At 46.4% G+C, this 23,522-nt stretch carries 26 protein-coding genes; 10 read left to right on the forward strand and 16 right to left on the reverse strand.

Annotation, left to right across the window (positions count from 1 at the left end; all coding sequences use genetic code 11):
- Positions 1–108 precede the first annotated feature (108 nt).
- Both CBE73_RS14400 and CBE73_RS21945 read left to right on the forward strand, forming a co-directional pair.
- On the forward strand, positions 109–276 hold the full coding sequence (locus CBE73_RS14400; protein WP_094094791.1) for a CxxH/CxxC protein: 168 nt from the start codon (positions 109–111) through the stop codon (positions 274–276).
- A gap of 131 nt (positions 277–407) precedes the next feature.
- Entirely contained in the window at positions 408–605 is a 198-nt protein-coding gene (locus tag CBE73_RS21945; RefSeq protein WP_157739565.1) for a hypothetical protein, read from the forward strand.
- A 91-nt stretch (positions 606–696) separates the two neighbouring features.
- On the opposite strand, the gene CBE73_RS14405 is transcribed toward CBE73_RS21945, so the two are convergent.
- Complete coding sequence (locus CBE73_RS14405; protein ID WP_094094792.1) at positions 697–1,320, reverse strand: acetate uptake transporter; 624 nt, start codon at positions 1,318–1,320, stop codon at positions 697–699.
- A 313-nt stretch (positions 1,321–1,633) separates the two neighbouring features.
- On the opposite strand from CBE73_RS14405, the gene rlmH reads away from it, so the two are divergent.
- The 3 genes from rlmH (at position 1,634) to CBE73_RS14420 (ending at position 3,705) form a co-directional block, all read left to right on the forward strand.
- Complete coding sequence (gene rlmH, locus CBE73_RS14410) at positions 1,634–2,113, forward strand: 23S rRNA (pseudouridine(1915)-N(3))-methyltransferase RlmH (RefSeq protein ID WP_094094793.1); 480 nt, start codon at positions 1,634–1,636, stop codon at positions 2,111–2,113.
- Between the two features lie 215 nt (positions 2,114–2,328).
- Positions 2,329–3,267, forward strand: coding sequence for a ParA family protein (locus CBE73_RS14415; protein WP_094094794.1), 939 nt, complete (start codon positions 2,329–2,331; stop codon positions 3,265–3,267).
- A gap of 12 nt (positions 3,268–3,279) precedes the next feature.
- Positions 3,280–3,705: a hypothetical protein gene (locus CBE73_RS14420; RefSeq protein WP_094094795.1), complete on the forward strand. Its 426-nt coding sequence runs from the start codon at positions 3,280–3,282 to the stop codon at positions 3,703–3,705.
- 53 nt (positions 3,706–3,758) lie between these two features.
- On the opposite strand, the gene CBE73_RS14425 is transcribed toward CBE73_RS14420, so the two are convergent.
- From CBE73_RS14425 to CBE73_RS14465, 9 genes are all read right to left on the reverse strand, one after another.
- On the reverse strand, positions 3,759–5,408 hold the full coding sequence (locus CBE73_RS14425; RefSeq protein ID WP_094094796.1) for a recombinase family protein: 1,650 nt from the start codon (positions 5,406–5,408) through the stop codon (positions 3,759–3,761).
- A complete protein-coding gene (locus CBE73_RS14430; RefSeq protein WP_094094797.1) occupies positions 5,405–6,964 on the reverse strand; it encodes a recombinase family protein in 1,560 nt (519 codons plus the stop codon). Before CBE73_RS14430 ends, CBE73_RS14425 begins: the two co-directional genes overlap by 4 nt.
- Before the next feature lie 11 nt (positions 6,965–6,975).
- Entirely contained in the window at positions 6,976–7,137 is a 162-nt protein-coding gene (locus CBE73_RS21950) for a hypothetical protein (protein WP_157739567.1), read from the reverse strand.
- Positions 7,138–7,180: 43 nt separating this feature from the next.
- Positions 7,181–7,645, reverse strand: coding sequence for a JAB domain-containing protein (locus CBE73_RS14435; protein ID WP_094094798.1), 465 nt, complete (start codon positions 7,643–7,645; stop codon positions 7,181–7,183).
- Positions 7,642–8,043, reverse strand: coding sequence for a hypothetical protein (locus CBE73_RS14440; protein ID WP_094094799.1), 402 nt, complete (start codon positions 8,041–8,043; stop codon positions 7,642–7,644). Before CBE73_RS14440 ends, CBE73_RS14435 begins: the two co-directional genes overlap by 4 nt.
- A 934-nt stretch (positions 8,044–8,977) precedes the next feature.
- Positions 8,978–10,846 carry a DNA primase family protein gene (locus tag CBE73_RS14450; protein WP_094094801.1) on the reverse strand — a complete coding sequence of 623 codons (1,869 nt, stop codon included), beginning with the start codon at positions 10,844–10,846 and terminating at the stop codon, positions 8,978–8,980.
- Complete coding sequence (locus CBE73_RS14455) at positions 10,810–11,343, reverse strand: bifunctional DNA primase/polymerase (RefSeq protein ID WP_157739569.1); 534 nt, start codon at positions 11,341–11,343, stop codon at positions 10,810–10,812. Before CBE73_RS14455 ends, CBE73_RS14450 begins: the two co-directional genes overlap by 37 nt.
- Before the next feature lie 290 nt (positions 11,344–11,633).
- Complete coding sequence (locus CBE73_RS14460; RefSeq protein WP_157739571.1) at positions 11,634–12,785, reverse strand: hypothetical protein; 1,152 nt, start codon at positions 12,783–12,785, stop codon at positions 11,634–11,636.
- Between the two features lie 109 nt (positions 12,786–12,894).
- Entirely contained in the window at positions 12,895–13,152 is a 258-nt protein-coding gene (locus tag CBE73_RS14465; RefSeq protein WP_094094804.1) for a hypothetical protein, read from the reverse strand.
- A 256-nt stretch (positions 13,153–13,408) separates the two neighbouring features.
- On the opposite strand from CBE73_RS14465, the gene CBE73_RS14470 reads away from it, so the two are divergent.
- Positions 13,409–13,786 carry a helix-turn-helix domain-containing protein gene (locus CBE73_RS14470; RefSeq protein WP_094094805.1) on the forward strand — a complete coding sequence of 126 codons (378 nt, stop codon included), beginning with the start codon at positions 13,409–13,411 and terminating at the stop codon, positions 13,784–13,786.
- Between the two features lie 42 nt (positions 13,787–13,828).
- Here the strand turns inward: CBE73_RS14470 and CBE73_RS14475 are convergent, their stop codons facing one another.
- The 3 genes from CBE73_RS14475 to CBE73_RS14485 form a co-directional block, all read right to left on the reverse strand.
- Positions 13,829–14,077 carry a hypothetical protein gene (locus CBE73_RS14475; protein WP_094094806.1) on the reverse strand — a complete coding sequence of 83 codons (249 nt, stop codon included), beginning with the start codon at positions 14,075–14,077 and terminating at the stop codon, positions 13,829–13,831.
- A gap of 109 nt (positions 14,078–14,186) precedes the next feature.
- On the reverse strand, positions 14,187–15,224 hold the full coding sequence (locus CBE73_RS14480; RefSeq protein ID WP_094094807.1) for a hypothetical protein: 1,038 nt from the start codon (positions 15,222–15,224) through the stop codon (positions 14,187–14,189).
- Between the two features lie 71 nt (positions 15,225–15,295).
- Entirely contained in the window at positions 15,296–15,808 is a 513-nt protein-coding gene (locus CBE73_RS14485) for a hypothetical protein (RefSeq protein ID WP_157739573.1), read from the reverse strand.
- 170 nt (positions 15,809–15,978) lie between these two features.
- Between CBE73_RS14485 and CBE73_RS14490 the strand changes: the two genes are divergently transcribed.
- Entirely contained in the window at positions 15,979–16,995 is a 1,017-nt protein-coding gene (locus CBE73_RS14490; protein WP_094094809.1) for a BsuBI/PstI family type II restriction endonuclease, read from the forward strand.
- A gap of 60 nt (positions 16,996–17,055) precedes the next feature.
- On the opposite strand, the gene CBE73_RS14495 is transcribed toward CBE73_RS14490, so the two are convergent.
- Complete coding sequence (locus CBE73_RS14495) at positions 17,056–18,579, reverse strand: Eco57I restriction-modification methylase domain-containing protein (protein ID WP_094094810.1); 1,524 nt, start codon at positions 18,577–18,579, stop codon at positions 17,056–17,058.
- A gap of 329 nt (positions 18,580–18,908) precedes the next feature.
- On the opposite strand from CBE73_RS14495, the gene CBE73_RS14500 reads away from it, so the two are divergent.
- On the forward strand, positions 18,909–19,907 hold the full coding sequence (locus tag CBE73_RS14500) for a hypothetical protein (protein ID WP_217349717.1): 999 nt from the start codon (positions 18,909–18,911) through the stop codon (positions 19,905–19,907).
- 52 nt (positions 19,908–19,959) lie between these two features.
- Here CBE73_RS14500 and CBE73_RS14505 read toward each other — a convergent pair whose 3' ends face one another.
- On the reverse strand, positions 19,960–21,405 hold the full coding sequence (locus CBE73_RS14505) for a recombinase family protein (RefSeq protein WP_094094811.1): 1,446 nt from the start codon (positions 21,403–21,405) through the stop codon (positions 19,960–19,962).
- Between the two features lie 2 nt (positions 21,406–21,407).
- Between CBE73_RS14505 and CBE73_RS14510 the strand changes: the two genes are divergently transcribed.
- Positions 21,408–22,183, forward strand: a protein-coding gene (locus tag CBE73_RS14510) for an IS5 family transposase (protein WP_174704732.1) whose coding sequence is annotated in 2 segments (ribosomal slippage) — positions 21,408–21,756 and positions 21,756–22,183 — 777 coding nt in all. Because the reading frame shifts where the segments join, the coding sequence is not laid out codon by codon here.
- A 7-nt stretch (positions 22,184–22,190) separates the two neighbouring features.
- Here CBE73_RS14510 and CBE73_RS22440 read toward each other — a convergent pair.
- The gene (locus CBE73_RS22440; protein ID WP_229752614.1) at positions 22,191–22,721 is read right to left on the reverse strand and encodes a recombinase family protein; all 531 of its coding nucleotides are present in this window, start codon (positions 22,719–22,721) and stop codon (positions 22,191–22,193) included.
- A 416-nt stretch (positions 22,722–23,137) separates the two neighbouring features.
- On the opposite strand from CBE73_RS22440, the gene CBE73_RS22680 reads away from it, so the two are divergent.
- A complete protein-coding gene (locus CBE73_RS22680) occupies positions 23,138–23,521 on the forward strand; it encodes a CPBP family intramembrane glutamic endopeptidase (RefSeq protein ID WP_425320418.1) in 384 nt (127 codons plus the stop codon).
- The last annotated feature ends 1 nt before the right edge of the window (position 23,522 follow it).

Here is a 23,522-nt window from a genome sequence, read left to right on the forward strand (position 1 = left end):
AGGCGGCTGCGCTTAATGCCAATAGGACTTAAAATGTGCTAGGCTATAGGTAGACGCGGTAACGTCCGGCCCTCAGGGCCGGGCGCAAGAGAAAGGATGCTTGACGGAATGTACGTAGTATGCAAAGAACATTTGGAACTGGCGATCGACATGTTTGTCGATGAATATGAAGATGCGCCTGACATTGTAGACCTGAAAGAAACCGAGTTTGCCGACTGGGATCCTCCGGCTAAATGTGCGGAATGCGAGAAAGCAGGGCAGTTCCTGGTGGTTTAGAGGGCTTGGGTTTGTGAAGGCGTAAAATTTCTGAAGGGCAAGATTGTAAGGTTTCTGAAGGAGTAATTTACTGACTGCGTAAGTGACTAGCTGGGAAAGTGATGAACCTGTATAAGGGATGAACTGTGTAAGTGATATACGGGGTAGCGATGAACTCTGTAAGCGGGAAAGAGCGGGTTGGCCGGGAGCGGAAACGTACGGTTGAGGCGCTCTTTTTTTGTTTGCTGCGCGTGCTAAGCGTTCTGCGCTGGCAGCTCCGTGCTGGTGGTTCAGCTCCGGTCACCCTGTTCTGGTTCTCTGGTTGCCCCGTTCTGATCGCTCAGTTTTGAGCGCGCCATTATAGGGCGGAATAGAAACAGCCCCGGCACGGATCGGCGTGCGGGGCTGGAATTATTTTTTGTAGGTGAGTTCGTTGCTGGGTTAACCGCGCGGTTTGAAAATGCCGAACGGACGGCCAATGGGTAGGAAAACCCGGCCGAAATGCGTGTTCAGCACCGCAGCGCCGCAGCCGTACAGGGACAGCAGGCCGATACCCATTTCCGCGTATGCCGCCAGGGTATGGAACGCTTCAGGCGCGCCAAACGCGTCGAAGGTCAGGCCTATAAACAGCAGGTCGATAAGAACGAAGATAAAGAACAACACTTTGTGTGTCTCCATCGCGCCGATCGTCATGAACAGCGTAAAGATCAGGTAGCCGGCAAAAGCAAAGCCCAGCTGCTTTCCGTCGACGTCGGCTGCCAGCGCAGGGCCGAAGACGCCCATTTTTACCATCCAGCTGCTGGCTGTGGCGAACCAGAAGAAGGCGTACGCGCCAAAGGCCGTCATGCCGAAGGTGTTGTTGTGTTTGGCATCCTGGATGCAGGCGAACAGCTGGGCAAACGCCCCCAGAAAAATCGCCCACGGAATGATAAGGCTTAGCCCGTCCGTGAGGCCGAGCTTTTGCGACGAAGCCACCAGAGTAACGATTGCCAGCCCAAATAGGCCGATCGCGCTGGGATCCGCCGTTAATACTTTTACTTGCTGCGTAGTGCTAGAAGTTTGCATGGTTGTTTCTAAATCCTCCAATAAAGTTCAAATGCGCTGATTCTGCCGATACCAGAATGCATACTGGCCTATTGTACCTGACGCGGTCTGGTTTGGGATAGACGGAAAATTACATTTTTCGAGGGATTTTTTAAAGAATGTTATAATGGCGGAAGAATTGTCTGTAGGAAGGGAAATGGCGGGGGAAATGGGAAATAGGGAGCAATAGGGAATAATAAGGAATAATAGTGGATTATAGGAGATTATAAGGAGTTATAGAAGGTCCGCTTGACTAGCGTCTCCCTTAACCGTTTACATAGATGGAGGTTTTGTTATGTTGATTCAAATCATCGGCGTCGGCAAATTGAAGGAAAAATATCTCGTCCAAGGCATAGCCGAATACGCTAAACGCCTTGGCCCGTACGTGAAGTTCCAGATCATCGAGGTCCCCGATGAAAAAGCGCCCGACACGCTGAGCTTCGCTGAGGTCGGCATTGTCAAAGACCGCGAGGGCGAACGCATCCTCGCGCACGTGAAGGGCGATGCGCATGTCATCGCCCTTACGCTGGACGGCAAGCTCTGGAGCTCGGAAGAGCTTGCCGCAGAGCTCGACAGGCTCGGCACCTACGGGTCGAGCCATGTCGTGTTCATCATCGGCGGCAGCCACGGGCTCGCCGATGCCGTGCTGCGCCGGGCACAGCAGAAGCTGTGCTTCGGGCGCATGACCCTGCCGCATCAGCTGATGCGGCTGGTGCTGACGGAGCAGATTTATCGGGCGGTGAAGATCAATCGGGGGGAACCGTATCATAAGTAGGGCGAAATATATCGAAATACTGCCACTATAAATGTTATGGTAATTATAGGTTTAGGGGCAACGTACTGGATAATTGAAATTACATTTTTACGGGGCAGCGGGCAGCTGCTCCTATTTCGTATGGCTAAAAATAAATATCAATTAGGATAGAAGTCCTGCAAGAGAATAGGTAAAATAGAGTTAGGAGATACCACCAAAATAAGGAGTAGATGTGAATGCCAGTTGTTGTAAGTATGATAAATTGGAAAGGTGGCGTGGGTAAAACTACGCTTACATTACAAATTGGGATTGGATTAAACAAGTTCCACGGAAAAAGAGTTTTGTTAATAGATTTAGACCCGCAGTGTAACCTTTCCTTTTTAGCACTTGGCGTTGAATCGTATGTCGATAAAGTGTATACAAAAGGTACCTACTCACTAAAATCGGTATTTGATTCTTATTTTAGTGATACAGTAATTGACGCAAAATCGGTCATTCAGGATCGAGTGGTTAATAGCAAACCTGGTTACGTTTATACAAATGTAGATATGATTTTATCCCATCAAGAGTTAGTATTATTAGACCTGCGGTTAGCTCGGTCAAGAAAATCAGGGAGAGACCACAAAGAAGAAACTGGGTTTGAAATTGAAAAGCTTGCGATACTCAAAAGAGTGATTGATCAAGTAGCGGGTGATTACGACTATGTTCTTGTAGATTGCCCTCCCAATGTTAATTTAGTAACACAAAATGCCTTCTATGCAAGCGATTACTTCGTAGTTCCGGCAATTCCGGATTTTCTATCAACAACGGGAATTTCCTTGATAAGGGACTACATGGAGAAGTTTAATGAAGACTATAGAAACATGCATCGATACGCTGAATATGGAGAAGAGTATAAGGATACCAAATTTGGGGGAATAGTCTTCAATATGGTAGATGAGTATGGGGGAGGCCCAAAACGAACACATCAGGAAACCTTAACCTCTATAGGGGCACAGCACCCAGGGTATGTTTTTGAAAAATATATTACCGATGGAGATGGGATTTCAGTTGCTGCTTCAGTAAATCTTCCAATTTATGCATACGAGCATTTGCCAAGGTCTAATCAAAATGCAAACAAACAATCGGACTACTTTGAAAATCTAATAAATGAATTTGTTACAAAAATAATTTAAGGAGGTCTGAAGATGGAGGCAAAAGAGTTATCAGTAATATTAAGTAAAATGTCAGCGATTCTTTCATTGTATGATGATGTCGCTATTGAGGAAGCGCTTGATGATATATATAAAATGGTTCGAGCTAATAAGAGGGAGAAGTCAGGTAATATCACGAAAAACGAAAATGAAGTTGATTTCAGTATTTCGGAAGAGTTAATCAGTATGATGTCAAAAATGAGTTCTGAAGAATTGACAAAATATCTTCAGGAAAATGAACAGTTCCAATCCAAGGGAGCTATTCTCAAGCTTGCAAGGACCTTGTCAATCACAACCTCAACAAGGAATAACGTGCCTACTCTTTCACATAGCATTGTAAAGTTCTTCGAGCGCCAGAAGATGGACAAGCTAATACGCGAGGATAGAAATGCCGATGTGTCAGGTGAAGAGAAACTATAATGTAGGTAAGGAAGAGTGAGGGGGCTATTGAATAGACTAAATCAATGAGTTATTTAGATACAAACTTTGATTGTTTGATTTAGAAGATGGGCTTTTCCGGACAAAGGAAAAGCCCCTTCCGCCATGTTATCAGCGAAAGGGGCTACACTTAAAAAATGCTTCTCGGTCTCATCGTTGAAGGCGAGCTCGACGCTGCAGACGCGCTTCCTATCGTCCAGCGTGATCTTCTTCACGATCAGGTGCATCAGGGTCTTCCGCTGCGGGAACGGCGAGCAGTGGAGCAGGGCGTCGAACCTTTCCACCAAGGAATGTACGAACTCGTATGAGACGGGCTCGGCCTGATCGTCGCGGAGTTCAAGTTCAAGCTTCGACCGGCGGGTAAGATCAGTGTCGAGCTCACTGTTCAGGTCGTTTAGGCGTCCCGCGAATAGGTCACGGTCGATCTCGTCCATTTCGTACAGCCCAAGGTACTTGTGCTTCCTTTCCTCCAGCTTGTCGATGCGGGCCTGGACTGCCGCCAGTTCGTCGCGAAGCGGCTTGATGCGCCCCGATCTGTGCTCATTGATGCTGCGTACGACTTTCTTGAGAATGTGAGGCTGAGTCACTGCCTGCCGGATGCGCTCCGTCACGGCTTTTTCGGCCTCATCCTTGCGGACGCTGTTGGCGTGGCAGACCGAACTGCCCTGGCTGCGAAAGCGACCGCAGGAGTAGTACATGCGGACGATCTTCGTCCCGTCCTTCGCCCGGTTCACTGTACGGCTTGCGGTCATCGCCGCGCCGCATTCGGGGCATCGGATGAGCCCGGTCAGCAGGTATTCCCCCTCGAAACGCTTCTTCGGCATGACACTCTTCTTCTGCCGCAGGAGCTGTACCTTCTCCCATAACTCTTCAGAGATGATCGCCGGATGATGGCCTTCAACAAGTATGATCTCTGAGGTTTTGCCTTTGCGTCGTCTCTCCGCCCAGTTCTCATAGCGGTTGTAGCGGATTTTGCCTACAAACATTGGATTGTCGAGAATGTCTCGGATGGCACAAGTGGAGAAGGGCTTGCCCGTCTTGGTCTTGTGGCCCCGGTGGTTCAGGTCGTTGGCGATCGCTTTCAGACCGTGACCGGCGGCATATTGCTCGAAAATATTGCGAACGAGTACTGCCTCATCCTCGATGACGACGATCCTCGTCTCTCTTCCGCGTTCGTCGACCTTGATGCTCCGATAGCCGAGTGGAACCTTGCCGTTGTGCTTGCCTGTTCTGGCGCGTTGTCTGTGGCCCATCTTCACGTTGTCTACAATCGTGTTACGTTCCAGCTCTCCCACAGCGCCCATCATTTGCAGGGCGAATTTTCCCATTGATGTGCTCGTGTCAAACTTCTCGGTGAAAGATTGAAATGCGACATTGTTTTTCTCCAGCAGATCGACGATCTGTAGCAGGTCAATGTTCTTGCGGGCCATCCGATTGAACTTCCAGACGATGACTTCGTCTAATTTCCCTTCCTTAGCGTCCTGTAGAAGCCTTTGCAATTCATAGCGGCCTTTCAAGCTCTTCCCACTGACGCCCCGGTCGACATACTCCCCGGCAACCACCCTGTTGTACAGTTTGCAGTATCCGCGCAGGGTTTCTAGCTGGGCATCGATGGAGTAGCCGTGCTCTGCCTGCTCCTCCGTACTGACGCGTGCGTAGATGGCGACTCTTATTGTTTGATTCATGCTTGCTTGTCCCTCCTTATTGGAATCGGCGGGATCTCCAGGCTCAGCAGGGCTGCCGTGCCCTGGATGGTCGCCACCGTGATGTCCCTGTCATGCGGGACGGCGATGTAGTCAATAAGGCTTCGGTAGAGTTCCCTTTGCTGCTCGGGCGAGGCGCTTTGCAGCAGGGGGCGAAAGTTGTCCAGCGCTTGCCGAATGTTCGCCGCTGGAATGGAGCGCTCGGGTTGCCCGGCTACAGATCGCTCTAATTTCTCCCGTTCTTCCCCCAGAGGCCCCGATTCGGCCCGAATCTCGTCCAGTCTTTTTCTGAGTTCCGAGGCATCGATGTGATCGTCCTCAAAAAGCTCGTAACAGCGGATGCTCCGGCGCTTTAGGGAAGCGAGCTGTGCGTCAATCTGCTTCAATCGCTGCCGAGTAGGCAACAGCTGCTTGTCCCGCCTGAGATTGATCTCCTCCACCAGCCGCTGGGCAACGGAAGGGTGGGTGATGAAATGCCGGACCCGGGATTCGACCCAGGCTTCGGCCTCATCCGCCCGGATATGGTTCGCCCGGCAAACTTTGCTCCCTCCGGAGTTGTAGCGGCTGCACACATAGTAAAAGCTTTTGGAATGAACGCCGTTCTTTCGTTTCCGAGAAACGTGGGACGGAATCATACTGCTTCCGCAGCACGGGCACTTGAGCAGCCCGGACAGCGGGAAGGGACGCGTGGTGCGCTTGGTTGGCGGGCATGAGCTTCCGGCAAGCCGCAGCTGCACATGCTCCCAAAGTTCTATCGGGACGATTGACTCGTGTTCGCTGTCCACCATTTGTCTGCTGCCCTTTTCATCCGTATAAGTGATCTTGCCGATGTAGTTCACGTTGGTCAGGATGCCGCGTACTGAAATGCTATGGAAGGCCTTGCCGCGCTTGGTCTTGTGTCCTTCCTGATTCAATCGATTGACAATAGCCTTCAGGCCAAGACCGCTGGCGTACATCTCGAAAATGGAGACGACCCGCTCGGCCTCCCCGGGCACGATCTCTACGTAGGAAAGGCGCGGGTCGTCGGGGTGGGTGATCCAGCGGTATCCGAGAACCTGATTGCCGCTGTTCCACCTGCCGAGCCTGCTACGCTGTCGCATGCTGTGGCGTACGTTCTGCGCGATTTGCCGCCTCTCATGTTCAGCCACGGACCCAGCCATCTGGAGGGCGAACTTGCCCATCGGCGTGTCCGTCTGGAGTTCTTCGGTCAAGCTGTGCAGGGCGATGGCGTGCCTGTCCAGCAGCTCGACGATGTGCAGGAGATCGGCCAGTTTGCGGGAAAGCCGATTCAACCGCAGGCACACGACTTGCTGGAAGCGACCGCTGCGGGCGTCTTCCAGAAGTTCGCGGAGTGCCGGTCGGCCATCGATGGACTTGCCCGAGCGACCCGCGTCGACATAGACCTTGTGAACATCGATGTGAGACTTGCGGCAGTAGTCCAGAAGGGCGTTTCTCTGGGCGTCCAGGCTGAAGCCTTCGACCTGCTGCTCAGTTGAAACGCGAGTGTAAAGGGCGGCGGATTGTTTTTCGTGATTCATTAAGCTAATCCCTACGCGACGATCCGGGCTTCGATGCCCAAGTCTATAAGGTAATCGAGCCAGAAGGCCGCTCGCTGTTGCCGCTCCTGTTCGGCATCGAGGTACTGGAAAATCATGTCGGCAAGGATGTCGATGAAGAGGCCTTGTTCGCTTAAATCCTGAATCTTATTCATCAGATCTCCTCCTTAGTTTTTGATAGTAGAATCCAATGCAAGGTTACATGAATCCTCTTTCTTTCAAGCTGATGAAGCTGCCTTCTCCGAGGACAATATGGTCAAGAAGCTCAATGCCCAAAAGGGAACCTGCATCCCGGATTCGCTCTGTGAGCTCCACATCTTCCGGGCTCGGTGTCGGGTCTCCGCTCGGATGGTTGTGGCAGCCGATGATTGAAGCAGCATTGGATAGAATGGCAAGTTTGTAAGTTTCTCGCGGATGGACGAGAGATGCGTTCAGTGTTCCGCAAGATACTTGGTGCAAGGCAGTAGGTTGATTTTTGGTGTCCAGTGTCATGATGCAGAATACTTCTCGGTCGCAGTCTCCGATGAACTGACGAAATAACTCGGCTGCATCCGCTGGCTTGGAAATCTTGCGCTGCGGGAAGAGGATAGAGGCCTGTTCTCTGACCATTCGGAGGCTGACAATCTGGATTCGCCTTGCAGACTTCAGGTTGGGATCTCTCATCGCACCATGTTCATCCCTTTGCGAGTTTGTTCTTTCAGCCATGCTTCCAGATCGGCGTTTTGTGTTCCAAGCCGTGAGAAAATTATTCGACAGCAGTCGTTATCGTACATAATCATAATTCTGTAGTACTGCCCGACATTGAGAGTGTAGATTTCAACGTACTCTACATAATAGAAAGGTGATGCCAGGCCCAGACTGCGAAGAGCGGAGTTCTCCTCCTCAGGTTCCAACCAGACAATTCCGTAACCATTGTCATCTAACCTGAAGGGTGACACCTCTTGCTCCGATCCCAGCATTTCGAAGAGTAAGTCGAACTCATGCGTCGTAATGTAAATGAGGTCGGGATGAAGCTTTTCTTTCAGCTGTATAATATCTTTCTCGCAACTAATGTTCAGCAATCGGTTCTCCTCCCAGCAAATAGTGATCCCTCTGTTACTCTAGGGGTACAAAGTGATAATATTTGCTTGAAATTTGACCTGTTTCGTTACCATTTCTTTTGTGCAGGGGTTGAACTCTTGAGACATGAATGTTCCCTGTCAGACAAGTACTGGACCTCGTCATGGATGGGCAGTCAGGGACACGCGAAGGGGCGCTTCTCCAAGTCTTTTTTTCTGGGACTCCTTGCATCTCATGGGCTTAACATCTTTTGGGGCGCCGTGGCACTTCGGATCAGAACTTCGTATGGCAGCGGAAAAAGAAGGATTTTTTTTCTTCTTTGTTTTTTTTGATTCTATCGACACAAGTGCCACAGGGTCAGCGAGACCTTTGAGTGAATGAGATGCGCGGGCAGGGCACTTCGGTGGGTTGTGCCCCTAAGAGTGCCCCGACCGTCCCTTCAAAAAGTCAGATTCAGAACCCAATTGGTCTCGGACCTTCAGGAGTGATGCGCTGGAGACTTTTTTAGCCGTCTTCGTCTCTTGGAGTGCTTGGGTGAAGCCTTCTTTTCCGGCTCTGGTTCTGGAGGAAGGCAGAAGTCCTCGTAAGTAAAGATTCCGAGCAGCCTCTCGTCCCCATCGAGTGCTAAAACGCACCAGCTTTTTTGGAGCCTTCGCAGCTCGACAGCAGGGTAAGGGCTGCTCCAAAGGTTGGGTTTAAGGGCGGCCAGTTCCCGCATTCGTTCCTTGTAAACGCTCCGAGTAAGGCGAGTTCCCGTATCTTTCCGCCTAAAGGTTGCTTTAACTGTCATGTAATCGGGTAGGCTTACGTTCGATGGCGTAGGCAGCTTGCTTCTGATGATCTCGACCTCAACAATCTGGCAGGGAATAAGAAACAGATCATTTGACGGCTCTTCATCTAAGCGGGATTGAGTCAGAATCATGGTTGGCGCTCTCCTTATTCCATTGACTCGATATCATCTACGACTGTAAAGTCGTTGGGGCCATCATTGGTCACGGTGACCTTTAATCGAATTCCCGAACAGTGACGCACCCCTCCGCTCTTGCCTGGCTCTGCCTTGATCCCTTTAGCCTGAAGAGCCGAGCGGACGGCGGAGATCAGGCGCTGATTCGACAGTGGGTGGGAATGACCATTCCTCTGGCACCAGATCCGATAGATCTTTGCCAGTTTATCATTTGAGACCCTATCCTCTGCTGCTCCTTTTTCGATCGCTTCCTCGACGAATAGGGCAATGGGGTTGAGTTCTTCCTCGTAAGCTCTTAAGGCCTGCTGTGATGCCTCGGATTGGGTGAAAATGAAGCCGTTTTTTCGTAATCGATTCAGCCCCAAAAGCGCAAAATTTAAAATTCCAGGCAACTCCCGCTTCAACTTATCCGTCAAATGAACGTCAGCTTCGTCTTTGTCGAAGGTCCGATTGAAGGGAATAATAATAAGACGACGAATGAAGGCATAGCTTTTGTCACGCGAATTCGGCAAGTTGTTCATCCCTAGGACGACCTTGCAAAAAGGACGGTACATGAAGCCTTGCTCATGCTTGCGTTCGACACGAATGGCGTCGCCTGAAGTGATCGCCTTTAGGAATTGAGTATTGATCCCTCTAGAATCCGTCTCGTTCTCGGTAGAAAGAATAAGCTGCTTGTCTACCAATTCGGAGCGGGCAAAGGGCTTTTCAAGGTCGTTGAGTGTCAGCGCACAAGTATTGGAAGGACCAATGATCGTTTCCAGTACATCGGCCAGAACGCTCTTCCCGTTGGCTCCTTTCCCGAAGAGAATGAACGCCTTTTGCGCGCTGACTTCCGAGGTCAGGCAGTAGCCGAACATTTCTCGGACCAGCTTGATCCGCTCCTTGTCCTCTTCAAAAACTTGACGCAGGAAGTTTCGGAAGGTCGGGCATTTTGCCTCTGGATCATAGGCAATAGGAATACGGATGGTGGAGTAAAAACTCTTGTCGTGCGGAACGAGTTCGAACTTACGCAAGTCCAGCATGCCATTCTCCAGATTGATGAACTGGCGTTTCGTGTCCATCTGTTTCACTGAAGGGGTGTCAAGCGCAAGCGCCTGCATGTACTGCTCTTCAATGGCGGGAGTCCAAAAATTGGGCACATACTCATGAAGAATGTCCCGTAGCATTCTTCGGAGCGTATTGTCGTCGAGCAGCCCCCATACTCCATTGGTATACAGGTAAAAGCGTCCAGGCTGCACATAAACCAAATCCAGACGCGTATCGACCACATGCTTTGAAAAAACATTGGCATTCAGCCTATTGGGGCGGCCTGTGTTCCGATCCAGACTGAAACCGACTTCGGTGAGATTTTGTCCCTGCTTGCTAGGCTTGTTTTGTCGAGATGAAAGTTTTGGACGAGCAGCGAATTTGCCGGGACTATTGGTGATTTCGCCCCCTTCATTCCGCCGAATGTTTCCCCCGTGGCATTTAAAAATTTGGGCCTCGTCGCAACCGAACGTTGCGCACCGTGTCGTTCCACGATTGGCTTCTGATTCGAGAGCGGCTATCCGCTCTTCACTGTGCTCAGTGTGCTTCGTGGAAGCTTTTGAAAATGCCAGTGCGGCATCCGACTGTCCGGATTTCACCAAGAGAGATGTCCACTGGTGCCAGTGTTCTTCCGGAAGTCCGTCCTTGCGCTGGATATCGAAATCCTCGGCAAAAGCAGGACAGTGCTCAGCCAGGCGAACAAGCACGCCATCAGGATGCTCTGAAAAGAGGCGTTTCTCTACACGAGGAGTTTGTCTCCCTAGCATCCAGTCCTGTGCTACTGCAGGCCGGGCCATTCTGGTGATTTGATCCATGCGTATGTACCTCCGTTTCTGTGCAGAGATGGAGGCAGCACCGTACAGGAGCCGTCTCCCAAAATGGCCAGTTCTGAATGTTGATGGCTGGTATCGGGGTCGCGGAAGGTGAATTTTGGACAGCCTATTCCCGGCGGGATAGAGAAAAGGTACCGCATGCCTCCACCGGGAGTGGAAAATTGCCATGTCTCTGGCAGATTACCGCCAGCGAGCTCTTCCAATTTAGCGAATCCAAACGGGCCGTCCACATCGAGCGCAACAAGGCCAGAGGATATCCCCAGAATAATACCAATGTTGGCCGTAGGCCAACGCCTGAACCAGTCCTTTACCTGTTGTTCAGAAGGAATCCCAGCGTCTTGCCAATTTTTAATAAGCGGTCGTTTGCCAGGAGACTTGCATGTTGAAAGGTGTATCCTCGACATGCAAGAATGGTCATGTGAACATAGGGGGATAATTGGAAATTGCAGTTGCAGATATTGAAGAGCTTCGTTCAGCATGTGTTGAAATTCCTTTCGTATTTGTAAAATGAATCGCGCGATATGCGTTTGAGTATACAAAATGAACTCCCAATTTGTCATTTCGCGAATTCCGACGTTTTCGTCATGGTCACTTTGCGACTCGGGAGGGGGGGCTGCCGGAAAGCACTTATGGGTTAAAAAAATCTCTCTCAAGCTCCCTCTAACTAAAAGTTTCACTCAATTGGAGATAGAGAGGCGAAAAAAAAGAGAACGAGCGGGTGCTCATTCTCTGGGAATAGCCCTTAAGGGCTTGCTATATGTCCGTTTTTCTATTCTTTCAACCAGTCCATCCATTTCTTGTTAACTTGTTCGAAGCTGCCGAACGTTTCAACAAAGGCCTTTTCTAATGTCGGCATAGAACTGGACAGGAAGCTATTAAATTTAGCGTTTCCGTAAGTCTCGTACAAGAATGCAGTAAACATATAACCACCGATATATTGCGTCTTTACGGAGACATTGTCTTTGAAAATGGTGATATGTTCCTCCGGGTTTTTGAGAATGATTGGCTTCCAGTATGCCTCACTTTTCTTGAGATCGTCGGTGCCTTTTGCAGCGAGGTATTCTGCTTGCCCTTCTTTGATCCACTGCATATTTTCTCCGCCAGTAAACCATCCTGTTTTCTTTTCTCGGTATTTCTCTTGTATGATTGTTTGCGGTGTATGGATGAATTCATGCTTGAACAAATGGGTGAAGTAGTCCTCGTCGTATAGTCCGCCTTCTAGCGTGTACCCTTTCTTTTGATAGGCTGATGGTGTGAGGACATGAATTTCGGTCTTTAGGACTTCGCCTGTGCCAAAGGTTTTGTTATAAGCGTTGCCCTCGTCAACGTTATCGGAAGCAGAGGGATGCAAATAAATGTAGATCGGGTGCAGGTCATCGTTTAGAATGTTGCCAACCCCAGGAAGAAGGGATGCAAACTCAGTGGTTGCTACGTTGTATCCCTGTTCGAAATCAGCGGCGGCTTTCTCGACGTCCTTTTCAAATTGCTTCGTATAGAGCAAGGTAAAATGCTTTGAGCGGTACTCTAGCCAACCTTCAGCCTTATCTTTATTGGATTGTGTTTGGGCTAACAATTGCTTCAGTGTTGAAACCTGTCCCTGAAGCTCCTTAATTTGAGCTTTGTCCTCATCTTCCTTATGACTCTTGAACATGAACGTGCCAGTTTTGGAATCAAAGGCATAATTAGCCTGAAAAACCGTTCCGATGGCGGGTGCGGCAATGTAAGTCGTTCCGTTCTGAGCGATCGTTGCGGGAACCATTTTGTTTCCTACCTGGACTTTGCCCTTAGATTTGGTCATATCGAGAGTAAACCCATCCAGTCCAATCTTGAGAATGGAGTTCGTGGCAGCTGAGGCGACTCCGACTCCGAGTAGAAACACGCAGATAAATGTAACAATGACTTTGATCTTGGAAAGCTTCATTTTCTGTAACCCCTCTTTAAATATTATCAACATCAAGTACTATATTTCTCCACAATGCAGGTAAATCCTTCCCATGACTTTGTTGCTATAATTCGCTAAAACTTATTTCTTACTGGTTATCGGGGCCTCCCTTTTTAGCTCCATATGCAATTAGAGCCAGGGCAAGTACAATGATGGCGGTCCAGATGTAATGGTGTCTGACAAAGCCAATTCCCCATTCTACAATGGCGATTCCAATCATGGCGCAAATGCCAAGAACGACAAAAAAGCCATAGAATCCTGCGAATGTAATGCTAAGAACCCGATTCAGTAAGATAAAAAGTACAATGCCAATAATGAGACCAATAATAATTCCAAATGTGCTCAATTCTAAACGCTCCTATTTTATCGTAGTTTTGATTGACAAGAGGACTATACACGTAATGTCTTTCTCTGCTCCCCCTTCCGTCATACTGATCCGTACCCTTGTAAGTAATATGTCGAATGAGTGTCTTAGGTACTATAGGTTATCTATTCTCATTATAAGAACTTATAAGTTATTATTACAACATTTTCTTATAGTTTGATGCTCTGTATCGCGCTCGTTATATTTCCTACCCTTGGTTTATAGGGTGGTGGTTTCAATGTCTGATTTTTTGACGCTGGTAGGCGCGAGAATCAAACAGCTAAGAGTGCAAAAAGGACTGTCGCAGGCTAGGCTGGCGGAATTGGCCGAGCTACAGGATTCGTATATCGGAGGCGTGGAGCGAGGAAGTCGAAACATATCGCTGAACTCGCTGGAAAAAATCATGTCGGCCTTAGGGGCCGACCCCGTGGAGGCTCTTAAGTTTGGAAAATTGGATGAGGTCGTGGATTTAAGTGAAGAAGCGGCAAAACAGGACTTGCTAGAGATACACCTGTCTCTCCTTCAGGAAAGAAGTCTACCGGAAATCAGGCTTGTGCATCGGATGGTGAAGGACATGTTCGATACGTTTGACAGGAAAGAAGAGCGCGAATCGTGAGAAGGGGGCGAGCGGGCGGCGTAGGCCGCAGCGCTCGCCTTTCTATTTTTTGTTACGGCCAGAGCGCTCATAATCGAGACTGAACCTGCACTTCAAGAGCTTGCGGTCTGCTTTTTCGAACTGGCAATGAGCTTCAATTGCCACCGAGAATGCGGTGGAGATTTTGAGGCTAAGAGACTGCTTGCCGACATGAAGCAGAATGCCGGTCAACGGGTTTTGTGACGCCTCGACCTGCTCGAGCAGGTGATCTGCCTGCTTTGTCAGTTGGGCAATCCGGATTTTGTTGGACATGCGTGAGTCTCCTTTTCAATGGAAATTGATGTTGTTCAGGATTTGTTGGTGTTCCAAGAAGCGTCGGTACCGTCCTTGTCGCCGTCGACGCAAATGACGCAAACTTGGGTCAAGAACGGGCGTACTTCTGATTGATGGTGACAGATGCATCCGAATGCTTACGGTAGAAGCGCATGTCCCGGCTCGATTGGTTGGCCTGAGCGGTGAACGCCGCGTGTAGCGTCTCATCCTCGAATGTAAAGAAGTCCCGTCCCTTCTGGCCCCCAAACAGGGCGATCATTGCGTAGTGGTAGCTGCCGGGATTGCAAATCCCGCCGCTTCCTAGCGGGACAAGTTCAGCAACCTCCCCGACGGTCAGTTTTTCCTTGCGTTTCGGCTGCCTATCGAGGGCGAGGAGCAGGCAGGCGAACAAGACATCCGCATTTGCCCTTCCCTCAATTCGTTCAGGAGCGTATTTCTTGCTGTCGACAGCTTCCCAGTTCAGGGATCGGATCATAGGCTCGATGGTGGGCAGAGTCTTACCCGCCAGTTTGGATAGCGCGTGCCGATTCCCGTACGCCTTCATAAAGCGGTCTAGCTGCACACGCGCCCTATCCGAATCCTTGGTTTGCATCTTAGGGAGCAGTGCCCGGAAAAAGTCAGTGTAACGCAGGAGTCCATCCAGGCTGCTGTCGGTGTCAGGCTCGCCGCCTTCATGCCCGATCTCCTTGAGGAGGTCCCGTATCGCTTCTAACCGCTGTGTATCCGCCAGTTCTAGCGAGTCAGGGCAGATCAGGTGGGCGAGAAATGAGGCAGTATCGAAGGCGAGGGGGCCGTTTTCGAGCCTGCTTGTCCAGAAGTCGAACACATGGGCAGGTTCAGCAGCCTCCTCCCGCATGAACTCTGGCCATAACCTGACGACGGACAGGGCAGTCTGTCGCTGGGCGTAGGGCGCGTCCTTCCGCTGCCAGAATCCTCCGCGCCAGAACAGCGCTGTGCGAATCGTCTTCGGGTCGACTGCCTTCGGATCGGAAAACTGCTCGCGCCACTGGTTGAGCGGTTCGGTTGGGTATTTGGCGTAGGGGAAGTGTGACATGTGCTCGTCGAAGTGATCGTTAATGTAAGCAACGACGAATTTTTTCTTATTCTCACTGATGGTTAGGGCCATTGTGGGCTCCTCCTTTTTCGTTTTGATAGCTGACTTGTCGGAATCGACGTAATTGACGAAATTCTGTTTGGTCAGAAGGGTAGGTCAAGTTCATCGTCTATCATGCATCTGTCTTCCTTCTGATTGTCCTTAAACTGTGGCTCGGCGAAGGCCTTGTCATGGCCGTTCAGGGAAATCCACTGCTCAGGTGTCAGGAACGGGTCCCTAAGCTGAATGTAGAAAGGTTCTGCGAGTTCTCGTACCCATCGGAGTGCATCGGGGATCGTCCCGCCATGAAAAATGGGAGGTCCCTCTGCCCAGAGGTCCTCCCACACGAAATCTGCTATCTGGTTTTCTTGGTCTAGCCTAACGTAGACGTCTGTTCCGTCTACGTAGTCGTTTGTGCCTGTTTCATCGGTTGTTCGTAGCACGAGGCGTACGATATGAGTAGGTTTATCTCCATTTGGTGTGGGAGTTTCATTGTACAGCGAGAGAGCTGCCGCCATAATCCAGCAGTTATCTCTATTTGATTGTGCGAAGTCATTGTATTTGTATTGAAATTCCTCTTTTAAAAGTTGAAGGAGTAAGTGAATGTGATTGTCCAAGAAAATCATCCTTTCTATCCATGGTTTCTCATAAGGGATTGTCTGGAGTGTTAAAATTAACATTGCAGACGATTAAATAATGTGGTAAGATTCTCCATAACAAGGGAGGGATTCTTATTACTAACTGGTACGAAAGCTCATTACCTGATGTTGAATTTATTAAAGAGAGATTGCAGGCAATTATTCCCGAAAATGTTGAGAACTCTAACCATGCTAGGAACATAACTGCCGCTCGAACAGTATTTGTCATGCTCTACGCTTACGCAATAGATGGAGAGGATGGAAGAATTCGTCCATCAATGGTAACCGTTATGACTGACGAACAATGTTTGCAGCAATCTCGAAAGGCGAGGGAATCATGGCGCTTACTTGTGCTTGGACCTAAAAAGCCTAATTTCCCAGGAAGATGGTACAGTGAGAATACCCGTGAACCTATTCGAGATGATACCATAGCCGCTTTAAGGCAAATCGGTGCTGTTGACGAGGTACCAGGTGTTCCAGTTACCTCATCTAAGCCTAGATATTATCTAGCGAGGGATTTTGCAAATTTGTTAAATCCTCTTTTAGATGAAGCAGAGCTAGAAGAGTTAATTTTGATATGGAGAACTGCTCACTTAGCGAAAGGTGCACTTATATTGCAGAGCTTAAAGGAACAGGAGCTACGAAGTGATATATATGTGGAGTTTGGACATATCAAGCATCCAATGGCACCTGGAAAAAGCTCGGTGCTTACGAAAGCAGCTGTCGAGGTATTTGCTCAGAATTTCTTAGAAAAACCCGAAGTTCTTTTAATCAGCGAGTCGGCTGATAAAGTTCACAGGGAGTTCGGGAAAGGTTTAGATAGAATAGGTCTAAAAATCGATCCTAAGAAAACCCTGCCGGATCTTATAATCGCAGAAACAGGATCACAGGGATTTCGACTCGTGTTTATTGAAATTGTGCATACAGACGGACCCATATCTAATACGCGAAAAAGAAAGTTGCTAGAGCTTGCAAAGGGGAGTCAACTAACGGAAGAGGAGTGCACATTCGTAACCGTATTTGCCTCACGCTCTGACCCCGCCTATCGCAAAGTGCAGAGCAGCATTGCTTGGGGGTCCTTTGTTTGGTTTGCGGATGAACCTGAAAGAATTCTGCACCTAGTAGATAAGAAAGAGAAGAAGCAAACTTTGAACGATTTGCTTTGAACGATTTGTTGGATATGTGAATAAAGGAAATGGGCTACTGCCCATTTCCCCTTTATACCGCTATATTCCTAAGACACGAGAAACAACCCCATCAATTTCCTGCTGGTTAGGGAGGAATTCCTCAAAGGATTCTCCCATTTGGAGAAGCATTTCGTAGGAGGGATAAGGCAAGCTTTTTAAATCCCCTACATTAACTTGGGTATGTCCATTAAATTGTCTGAAGAAAGAATCCACAAGGGTTGAACTTAGATAGATAGCAAGTCCCTTAGCAAGATTTAACGACAACCCAGAACCGTTTTGGTGATAAAAATTAATGTGATTCTCAAACCCAACATACTCGAATCTCATTTGATTCTCATCATATACAGCGGGGACAATCCGGCGCTTGTCCTCTTTTGGTGAAAACCTCCGAATGAGTACGTAGTTTCCTCTTGGAACTAACATTTTAGCTGTTTGATCGTTTTTCATAATTGCATTTGGCTTGTCAGCGGGGGTGATAGGCCATCTCAAGTATCCCTCATGAAAATGAGTGGGGTAAATCAGCGGGACAGCATCCTCCGTGATTTGATCTCTTAGATTTTCTTTTGTACGGAAGTCGACAACCCTCCCAGTAGATACACTTATGCCTAAGTCGGCAAGAGAACCTGTAATTTTCTCCATTAGTCTTTTGACTTTTAAGTCGTCTTCATCACGCAAGATTCGGATAAACTTTTCCGTGTCTTCTGGATGGATCAACTGGTCATAGCTTAATTTATGCGTTGACACTTCAGTATCTAAATTGTCGGATGAAGTTATGATCACATTGCCAATCTGGTCACTCTTAATGGCATGGTAGATGATATTTTCTTGAAGGACTTCATCGTCTTTAAAGGCATCGGTTCTTGAATTAAAGAGATGAATCTTTCTAAAAACCATATCGCCGAGAAAGTCTAACCTAAATGGTTTGAAATAAGTCCCATTGCAGAAGCTGCGGGGAGTAATAGCAATTAACTCGCCCTCTCTGGCCAGGAGCCTCTTAGAAATTGCAACAAAAGCGGTATATAAATTTGTCGTCTCAATGCCGGCTTCTCTTAAGGTGCTTCTTGTTTTTGATTTACTGCTTATTTTCTTGTATGGCGGATTCATGATTACTTTGTTAAAGCATCCGCAGGTGTCCTTTAATAAGGAAATGCCATATTCTATAAAGTCACCTTGGACTATTGAATACTTAAAATCTATTCCATTAAGTGAGCATATTTTTTTGCAGAATTCCAAAGTGCTTCGTAGATACTCAATTAAGTTCTCATCAATTTCAACCGCAATTACCTCAATACTTAAAGGCTTTTTTTTGTTTCTACAGAGTTGAGTGACTGCTGCAGTTGTAAGAATGCCGATTCCAGCTCCGGGATCAAGCAGCTTAACGTGAGGAACGTTTAATGCGAACATATCACTCATAAAAGAAGCTAACCTAGGCTCTGTAAAGAATTGGCCGAGGCTCGATTTGGTTTGTTTTTGTGTAGCTTTACTCACTTGCTGACGAAGAAAGTCTATTTGTGTAAGCATTAATTCAGAATATAACTCATTTTGCTTGTTGAGAGTAAGCATAAAACGCCTCCAATCCGACAGATCTAAAAGTCGGTTTTGCTGTGAAACAGAACATACGTGCGATATGATATCTAGCAGCTATATTGTATAATAGAACGCTTGTTTTCGTCCAACAAACTTCATTGTAGATTCACTGATATTTACATAGGAAAATATGCCCATTTGTTGTAGGATAGATCTGTTAAGATAAAAGTGTGGACAAGAAAGATGATCAGTATTGAGTGAAGTATTGAATTGGTTGTTTACAGGCCGAAATCCTATACCTTAAGCGGATAGGCAGTGTTTGTTTAATATAGATAAGGGTCAGGAAACCGAGGGGGACATTCAATATGATTGAAATACGTAGAGAGTATCAGGCAGAAAAGATAACTGATGAGGTTCAAGCATTAATAGCTGTAGTTTTACCTATACTTAAAGGACTACTTTACGCTCAGAAAAACGAAGCTATAGATGATGCTGGTGGATATGAAAATATAAAACTGCGCCAACTGCCTCGTATCTATAGGGAAGGAAGCGGAGATGTTGGGATTTGCTTTGAGTACGCTGTTCATGATGCTATTTTGACTGAGTTCCAACCGGTAATTTCAAGGATAGACCATGCACTTTCCAAATTTTGTAAAATAAAACATGGTGACGTAAAATCACTTCTTTTTGGCGCTGAAAAATCAGGATCCATTCAATTAATTAAATCAATAAAGGACAATCTTACTAATGAGTCAAGACTGTTATCTGGAAGCAAAGGCCAACCAGTAAGGTTGAAAAAGCATATTGATGCAGTTGCAGCTGCATTTAGATATAGAACACTACGAGCCGCTTTACCCAATAGTATCAACGGGTTATGGAAGGCAGATCTCTTCTTAGGGCGAACTCTTCCAGATCAATGGGTAGGTACGACAGTCAAGATAAACGCAAACGAGTTAGAGCATGCAAGCGGTCTTAGGTTAGGGATAGTCCCCACAAAACAGGGAAAGAGTGATAAGGTTTATCTTCATGAGACTAAAAATCTTGTTATTTGCCCCCTACCTTATGATGAATCATTTATGGAAATCTTCTATTCAGGATGGCAGATAGTGAAGCAGTTCTTGACAGCTGATGCTAAGGTACCGAGGGAAGTTTTCCTTCCCCGTCCAGCAGATAGGCAAGTCTGCCGGTTTCTTGAGCAGCGTCGTGATTTTCCTGTACTTGAAGTTATTGAGGCATTAAGGCCATTAGCTCAAAAGGAGTTAATCCATACTCAGCCAGAGAATGTTGATGTACATGTTGAGAACGGCATTATAACTTCAACTGAGACCATTGTCGCACCCTTTTCACATATCACTGATATTTAGTAAAGCATCAAGAAGAACACATTATTATTGAGGCACCCGTGAGGGTGCCTTTCTATTTCGCTCTATAGATGATACGGTGAACCGTATCATAAGTAAGCACAAAGTTATCGTTTTGTGAAGCATCAAAGAACAACTCAATGTCCTTGATGCTTCTTTGTTCAATCTTATCACCAGCATTCACTGTAATTTTTGAAATTAACTGGTTCAAGATAGTCTTTTGTTGTTCTGGTGGAGTAATATCCATAAGCTTTGAGAAGTTTGAGAGAATACCGTAAACTTCGTTAAAAGACAATTCTTTTACTGTCGGTTGTGCTAGTTGTCTTTCTAAATCGACTTTTCTAGATTCAAGAAGTTTTAATTCATCCTGCAATCTGTTTATTTTTTCTTTTACAAAGACAATGTCCAACGCATCATTCTCGAACAAACTGAGATATTTGTCAGCATTGAAACGGACTTTCTTGATTTCGTCTAGAGTGATTTTATGCTGGGTTAATATTGGCTCTTTTATGCTAGAAATCTTACTATTGACATTGTCAACTAGAGATTTCAGAATGTATTCATTGGTAGTAATTTCTTCAAGTTTAAAAAATACATATTGTTCAGCGTAATCGGCTCTAATAGAATTGGCACGACAAACAGTAGAACCCTTATAATGGGATGTACCACAAATATAATATCTTAGGTACTCACCTGAGCCTTTTGTTCTCTTACTTCTATGACCAATCATCCCCTGTCCGCATGCTGGACATCTGAGTAAAGTAGTTAATGGGAAATGACCATCAAAGGTCTTTGTGGGCTTTGAAGATTTTAGCATAAATATTTCTTGTGCTTTATCCCATGTTTCCATACTTATTATGGCATCATGTTCACCAAGCTGAACTATCGGTTCTGGATTTATCCCTTTACGTCTCTTCTCATTCCAATCCTGTTGCTTATTAAAGCGTATAAAACCTGCGTATGCGGGATTTAATATAATTGTGCGGACGGAGTTTATCGAGAAGGCTACACCTCTTTTGGTTTTATATCCAAGGCGGTTTAACTGATGTGCAATTGCTTTAAATCCTCTTCCACTTAGATACATATTGAAAATTTCACGAACAATAAAGGCTTCGCTTTCAATAATAACTAACTTTTTATTCACGGATTTGTAACCGAGCATACTTCCACCATTCCATAAGCCATTTTTTGCTCTCGTTTTCATCCCCATCTTGACGTTCTCTACAATGTTATTTCTCTCATATTCAGCTACTGATGCCAGTAAGTGAAAGGACATTTTTCCAGCCGGTGTACTAAAATCAAAGGTTTCTGTACAACTTAATAGTGTAATGTTAGATTTCTCAAAAACATCAAGGATATTTAATGTATCTCTTTGACTTCTTGCAAGTCGAGTTAGCTTCCAAACTAGCACATAATCAAAGATATTTTTATCACAATCAGCTAGGATGTGTCTGAAAACTAAATAATGTGGTAAGATTTGAGAAAACGAATGGGGCGTCATACATGATTCAAAGACGGTACGAATTAAGCGATGAACAGTGGGAACAGATTAAAGACATGTTTCCCCCCTACAAAACAGGACGTCCGTCAAAATTAGGTGAACGAACCATGTTTAACGCGTTTCTATGGATCGCTCGAAGTGGTGCTGCCTGGCGCGATCTACCGGAGGAACGCTATGGTTCATGGAAAACGGTCTACAGTCGCTTCTGCAAGTGGCGAGATACCGGACTGCTTGTCGCGATCTTCCAAACGCTTCAGGTCGAACCTGACTTTGAAAACTTGAGCATTGATTCTACATCGGTCAAAGCCCATCAACATAGTGCCGGTGCTAAAAAAACGCCACAGGACATGAAGTGAATCAGCACATCGGCGTCAGTCGTGGCGGAAAGACTACCAAACTTCACACTGTCGTCGATGGATTAGGAAACCCCCTTGCTTTTCTTCTGACGGGTGGTCAAGTCTACGATTCCGTTCCAGCGATCGATTTACTTCAGAAGCTTGATATTACAGGAAGTCATATTCTTGGCGACAAAGCTTATGGCTCAGAAGCGTTTCGGAATTGGATTACAACGAAGCAGGCATCCTACACCATTCCGCCTAAAACGAATAGTCAAAACCCATGGAAAGTCGATTGGTATCGCTACAAAGAACGCCACTTAGTGGAGTGCTTTTTCAATAAAATTAAACACTTTCGCCGTGTGGCTACTCGTTACGACAAGTTAGCCAAGTCATTCCTGGCTTTTGTACACGTTGCTGCCATTTTCAAATTGACTCAATGATGAGTTTTCAGACACGACCTAGTAATCGTTGCATATCATGTCTACCCTTTATATCTTTTCCGCTTATTCCTTCGTCTTGGTATCGACCTACAATATTTAACCCTTTATTATCACAGTATTCTTTAGCCATTTGAAGTTGACCTTCAATAGAATATCCTTCGTCTGCTTGTTCTTCTGTACTTACTCGAACATAGACCGCAACTCTATTCATCAAATAACCCCCAATGTAATCAATTAATTCTGTTCTTTCATCTGTAGTTAAGTACGTGTAATTGTAATCAAAGAGAGAACAAAAAAAGTCGAGAAACTCAACATTTATTGTCAATTTATTCAGGTTCCGTAGGACTCGCTCTGCTCTGAACGTATCCTTCTCAATGAGCAGGTTAATCATTCTGTGAAACTGATTATTAATAGTGAATAGTTCTTCCTTTTTAGAAGCAACTCTTTCCCCAAGTATTTCCGCTAGTTGCCTTTCTGCATAACCTTCTGGGTCATCATCTATTTCCCTTTGTTCCAGTTCATTTCGTTTGATAGCCATTTCAACTTCGGCTTCAATTCTATCTGGTGAAAGGATATTGTAAAAAGCGAGGACAACCTCTATTTGTTTTTCCTCGATATTAAGTTCCCGTAGAAGTCAGGCTTTTTTATAAGACCTCGTTCAATTTGTGATACATAAGTAACGGCTTTTCCCACTCTAATGGATAATTCTTTGGATGGGACTTTTTTTGATTTTCGTATGGATTTTAGATAGCTACCAAAATCAATTCCATTCAAAATAAATCACCTCTGAAACTAATGGAATTATCTTCCATTTAAAATGGTGGAAGAATATGATAGTTGGTTTTATTATCGGTTTTTTCATTTTGACTGATGAAGTATATGCTCGTTTATCTTTTTGGTGGTTTAAAAATGATTGGTAGTAAATCCTTCACAGAAATGTTTCTGGCATTTTTGATGGTAATCCTCACATTTTTTGTCGGATCCTTTTTAAATGACATCATCATCCGAGGGTATGTGTTTGGGCATTTAAAAGAAAGAATACCCTTGAAATTGGTGTTTTTCATTTCGCTTATACTTTATTCCCTAGACGACTCCTGGAATGAAGGGTTCAGTATAACTAACACACTGTTCTCTCTTATTCTCGGACTCTCGTTAACCTATACGATTTTTAAAACCGATTCGATTTGGGTGGACACTGGCATCCATTGGGGACTGAACGTCTGCTACGGGATCTTTAACGGAACCCTTGGTGGTTCAGATGGGGGAATCATAATCACGAAGTATGAACCACAATCCATGTTACTAGAAATAATCAGCTACAGGGACTGTCAACAGTAAA

Origin of the sequence: Paenibacillus physcomitrellae (assembly GCF_002240225.1) — a bacterium.
Taxonomy (GTDB): Bacteria; Bacillota; Bacilli; order Paenibacillales; family Paenibacillaceae; genus Fontibacillus; species Fontibacillus physcomitrellae.

Coding starts and splice junctions, on each gene's coding strand:
- CBE73_RS14400 (WP_094094791.1), top strand. CDS start 109: ATGTACGTAGTATGCAAAGAACATTTGGAACTGGCGATCGACATGTTT.
- CBE73_RS14405 (WP_094094792.1), bottom strand. CDS start 1,320: ATGCAAACTTCTAGCACTACGCAGCAAGTAAAAGTATTAACGGCGGAT.
- rlmH (WP_094094793.1), top strand. CDS start 1,634: ATGTTGATTCAAATCATCGGCGTCGGCAAATTGAAGGAAAAATATCTC.
- CBE73_RS14415 (WP_094094794.1), top strand. CDS start 2,329: ATGCCAGTTGTTGTAAGTATGATAAATTGGAAAGGTGGCGTGGGTAAA.
- CBE73_RS14420 (WP_094094795.1), top strand. CDS start 3,280: ATGGAGGCAAAAGAGTTATCAGTAATATTAAGTAAAATGTCAGCGATT.
- CBE73_RS14425 (WP_094094796.1), bottom strand. CDS start 5,408: ATGAATCAAACAATAAGAGTCGCCATCTACGCACGCGTCAGTACGGAG.
- CBE73_RS14430 (WP_094094797.1), bottom strand. CDS start 6,964: ATGAATCACGAAAAACAATCCGCCGCCCTTTACACTCGCGTTTCAACT.
- CBE73_RS21950 (WP_157739567.1), bottom strand. CDS start 7,137: ATGAATAAGATTCAGGATTTAAGCGAACAAGGCCTCTTCATCGACATC.
- CBE73_RS14435 (WP_094094798.1), bottom strand. CDS start 7,645: ATGAGAGATCCCAACCTGAAGTCTGCAAGGCGAATCCAGATTGTCAGC.
- CBE73_RS14450 (WP_094094801.1), bottom strand. CDS start 10,846: ATGGATCAAATCACCAGAATGGCCCGGCCTGCAGTAGCACAGGACTGG.
- CBE73_RS14455 (WP_157739569.1), bottom strand. CDS start 11,343: ATGCTGAACGAAGCTCTTCAATATCTGCAACTGCAATTTCCAATTATC.
- CBE73_RS14460 (WP_157739571.1), bottom strand. CDS start 12,785: ATGAAGCTTTCCAAGATCAAAGTCATTGTTACATTTATCTGCGTGTTT.
- CBE73_RS14470 (WP_094094805.1), top strand. CDS start 13,409: ATGTCTGATTTTTTGACGCTGGTAGGCGCGAGAATCAAACAGCTAAGA.
- CBE73_RS14475 (WP_094094806.1), bottom strand. CDS start 14,077: ATGTCCAACAAAATCCGGATTGCCCAACTGACAAAGCAGGCAGATCAC.
- CBE73_RS14480 (WP_094094807.1), bottom strand. CDS start 15,224: ATGGCCCTAACCATCAGTGAGAATAAGAAAAAATTCGTCGTTGCTTAC.
- CBE73_RS14495 (WP_094094810.1), bottom strand. CDS start 18,579: ATGCTTACTCTCAACAAGCAAAATGAGTTATATTCTGAATTAATGCTT.
- CBE73_RS14500 (WP_217349717.1), top strand. CDS start 18,909: ATGATTGAAATACGTAGAGAGTATCAGGCAGAAAAGATAACTGATGAG.
- CBE73_RS14505 (WP_094094811.1), bottom strand. CDS start 21,405: ATGACGCCCCATTCGTTTTCTCAAATCTTACCACATTATTTAGTTTTC.
- CBE73_RS22440 (WP_229752614.1), bottom strand. CDS start 22,721: ATGGCTATCAAACGAAATGAACTGGAACAAAGGGAAATAGATGATGAC.
- CBE73_RS22680 (WP_425320418.1), top strand. CDS start 23,138: ATGGTAATCCTCACATTTTTTGTCGGATCCTTTTTAAATGACATCATC.